The sequence below is a fragment of the Nitratifractor sp. genome, from assembly GCF_015487065.1.
In the GTDB taxonomy this organism is placed as follows: domain Bacteria; phylum Campylobacterota; class Campylobacteria; order Campylobacterales; family Sulfurovaceae; genus Nitratifractor.
The window spans coordinates 1-3,381 of the sequence record NZ_WFQN01000152.1 but is presented as its reverse complement, the minus strand read 5'-3'; the positions used below and the strand labels follow the sequence as shown (position 1 = coordinate 3,381).

The window sequence follows — 3,381 nt, the reverse complement described above, 5'->3', positions numbered from 1 at the left end:
TGGAGGTCGATATCAAACCCAACGAGATCAAGATGGATGTCTACCGTTCCAGCGGCTGCGGCGGCCAGAGCGTCAACACCACCGACTCCGCCGTCCGCCTGACCCACCTGCCTACCGGGATCGTCGTGGCGATCCAGGATGAAAAATCCCAACACAAAAACCGGGACAAGGCGATGAAGGTTCTCAAAGCACGGGTCTACGAGGCCATGATGCGGGAGCAGATGGAAGAAACCGCCGGCCAGCGCAAGCTCCAGGTAGGCTCCGGCGATCGGAGCGAAAAGATCCGCACCTACAACTATCCCCAGAACCGTATCACCGACCACCGCATCGGCTTGACTCTCTACGCCCTGGACGACGTGATGAACAACGGCACCCTGGAACAGGTCATCGACCCCCTCATCGCCCACGCCCAGGCGGAGGCGATCAAAGAAGCGGGATTATAACTCCGCTTCTTTTGTTATTGGTGTATTAGTCTATTGGTATATTGGCTGAATTGTCATTGAGCTTCTTCGTCTTCCCAATATACCAATAACCAATATACCAATAACTAACGCTGAGCGATGCCCAGCGTTCTTTCAAAATTCTCCACTCCGCTCATCAGCCAGAGCTTCGCCCGCTGCACCTCGATCCCGGCACGCACCGAAGCCGCTTTCGCTCTGGCGGCGGCCAGGTCGGCGATGGCGCGGCTCAGTTCGTCGGCGCTGGCCAGCTGATTTTCGAAACGTCCCCGGGTCAGTCTGTAATACTCCCGCTGGGCTTTGACCTGCATTTTGGCACTTCTGAGCCGGGCATAGAGGGCCTCCAGATCCAGCCGGGCGTTACGAATCTCATTGGCGACCCGACGGCGGTAGTCGATCAGTGCCGAAGCCCGGGAGAGTTTCCGGTAACGGGCCGCTTCGATCCGGTGACGATCCTGCCCTCCGTTGAAGAGATTCCAGCTCAGATCTACCCCCAGATAGCTCCGATCGGCATTGGTAAACCCGTCGCCGTTCAGCGCCAGGGTATCCCCCTGGCGCTTCAACGCCGCTTCGACCCCGATATGGGGGTAGAGGGTGCTCTCGGCCAGGCGGATCTGTGCCTCATCTACCTGCAAAGCACTCTGCAGGATCCGCAGATCCGCCCGATGGGTATAAGCCTCGCGAATCAGCCGCTTCGTTGCGGGAAGTTTCGCCGGGGAGATGGGACCGGAGATCGAGCGCACCGGCCGGCCGCTCAGATAGCCCAGGGTATTGAGCAGTTGTCCGATCTGTTTGCGTGTCCGGGCGATCTGAGCATCCATCTCGTAGGCCCGAGCCCGGATATTGTAGAGCGCCGAAGGAGGAATCAGACCGTTTCGGTACATCCCCTCGGCCTTTTTCAGTGCCGCCAGTGTCGCCTTTTTGGCCGCCGACTGAGCCGCCAGGATCTGCTGTGTCCCCCGCACGGCGCTGTAAAGCTCCGCCGCTTTGAGCAGAAGGTTACGCTGCAGATCCAGTACCTTCAGCCGTGCCGCTTCCCGCTGCCACCCTGCCTGATCGATTCGGGCACTGATCGCAAAGCCGGTAAAGAGCGGATAACGCAGCGTCAATCCGCCGGTGAAGTTGCGTTTCTTCCCCATCGGCAGCGGCCGGACGGGCCCCAGGCCGGTATGGAGGATCATTTCGGGGGTCTCTTTGAGCCAGACCCCGCGGATCTCGGCATCCAGACTGGGCAGCTGCGCCCCTTCGGCCGCCCGGGCCGACTCCTCCGCCGCGTGGGCCAGCATCCGGGCGCTCTGTACGGCCGGGGTCTGCAGAATCCGGGAGGCGATCTGTCGATACCCCTCCGCCTGAAGGAGACTGCCCCCCAGAAGGAGCCCCAGCACAATCGTCATTCCCTCTCTGCCTCGCCGATGTTTCATGATCTCTCTCCTTTGTTGATCCTGCTTCGGCCGATAAAGAGAAGCAGGACGAAAAATGAGCCCACCAGCCCCCAGTAGGCAGCATGCATAAAGGTATTGTAGAATCCGTAATTGTATCCCATAAAGGTTTCGTAGTTGCCAAACAGCACCCGGACCTGATCCATCGTCATCCCCGAAAGAGCCTGCAGTCTATGCAGAAACCCATCCAGATACTCTACGTTCTGCAACTCCTCCATTCTCAGAAAATGGAGGTTTTTGAAATACTCCATGTTGTTGGTGGCCAGGGCGGTCCCGAAACTCCCGCCCACGAAACGGAAATAGTCCATCAGGACGATCGCCAGCTCCCCCTTGTGCCCCGGAGCGTTCTGAAGTACCATCACTGTCACCGGAGCGAAAAAGAGCCCCATGCCGATCCCGAAAGGAACCGTCAGCAGCATCGCCTGATTCAGGGGGGTGTAGTAGTTGAGCCGCGGCAGCAGCCAGAACGAAGCCAGCAGGTAGACCAGCGTCGCCAGGGCCACCGTCCGCTTCGCTCCGATTTTGTCCGAGAGCATCCCCGCCAGAGGGGAGAAGATCCCGATAAAAACGGCAAAGGCAAAGACCGCGATCCCCGCTTCCAGCGTCGGCAGCTGTTTGATATGTTCATAATAGACCGGCAGCAGATAAAAATACTGATACATCGAAAAGCCCAGAATGAAAAAGTAAATCATCATCCCGTTGGCAAAGAGCGGATTGCGAAAGAGGGAGAAATCGATCAGCCGATCTTTCGACCACATTTCACTGAGGGCATAGAGGAGAAAGCCGGCGACACTGACAAGCAGAAGCAGCCCGATCAGTGAACTGTTGAACCATCCGTACTGCTGCCCCCGGGAGAGTATCACCAGCAAAGCGACCGTCCCGATTGAGAGCAGGAGAAAACTGACGAAGTTGAAGCGCAGCTTCTCGAAAAAACGCTCCTTCGGCAGAAAGACGATCCCCGCCACCAGCAGCAGCGCCCCCACCGGCACATTGATGAAAAAAACCATCCGCCAGTTGTAATACTCGGTCAGATATCCTCCGATGGTGGGCCCCAATGCCGGGGCGAAGCTCACCCCCAGGCCGTAGAGCCCCATGGCCAAGCCCTGCTTCTCGGGAGGAAAGTAGCTGAAGATCATAATGTGGCTTGTGACCATAATCAGCGCCTCCCCCGTCCCCTGAATCACCCGGAAAATCACGATCTGCGCCAGCGTGGAGGAGAGCCCGCAGGCCAGCGACGCGGCGGCAAAGAGTCCTACCCCGGCCAGAAAGACCCCTTTGGCCCCGAAGCGTTTGATGAGATATTCGGTGATCAGCAGCGCAATGGCCGCCGCCACCATATAGCTGGTGATGATCCACTGCACCCCGTACATATCCGTCGCCAACGGTCCCGTGAGTTTGGGGACGATCACATCCACCACCGTGGTATCGAGAATCGCCATGAAGGCCCCGGTCATGACGATGATGGAGAAAATGGCGCGTTCTTT

Annotated in this window: 3 protein-coding genes; 1 reads left to right on the top strand and 2 read right to left on the bottom strand. The window is 58.3% G+C overall.

Annotation, left to right across the window (positions count from 1 at the left end):
* Positions 1-443 (top strand): peptide chain release factor-like protein (locus tag F8I07_RS08765; RefSeq protein ID WP_292658489.1); only part of this gene is annotated, 443 nt, incomplete at its 5' end.
* A 104-nt stretch (positions 444-547) separates the two neighbouring features.
* Here the strand turns inward: F8I07_RS08765 and F8I07_RS08760 are convergent.
* Together F8I07_RS08760 and F8I07_RS08755 are read right to left on the bottom strand one after the other, a co-directional pair.
* Positions 548-1,879 carry a TolC family protein gene (locus tag F8I07_RS08760; protein ID WP_292658487.1) on the bottom strand — a complete coding sequence of 444 codons (1,332 nt, stop codon included), beginning with the start codon at positions 1,877-1,879 and terminating at the stop codon, positions 548-550.
* On the bottom strand, positions 1,876-3,381 hold a 1,506-nt coding region (locus tag F8I07_RS08755), incomplete at its 5' end, for a DHA2 family efflux MFS transporter permease subunit (protein WP_292658484.1). The genes F8I07_RS08755 and F8I07_RS08760, both read right to left, overlap by 4 nt.

Coding starts and splice junctions, on each gene's coding strand:
- F8I07_RS08760 (WP_292658487.1), bottom strand. CDS start 1,879: ATGAAACATCGGCGAGGCAGAGAGGGAATGACGATTGTGCTGGGGCTC.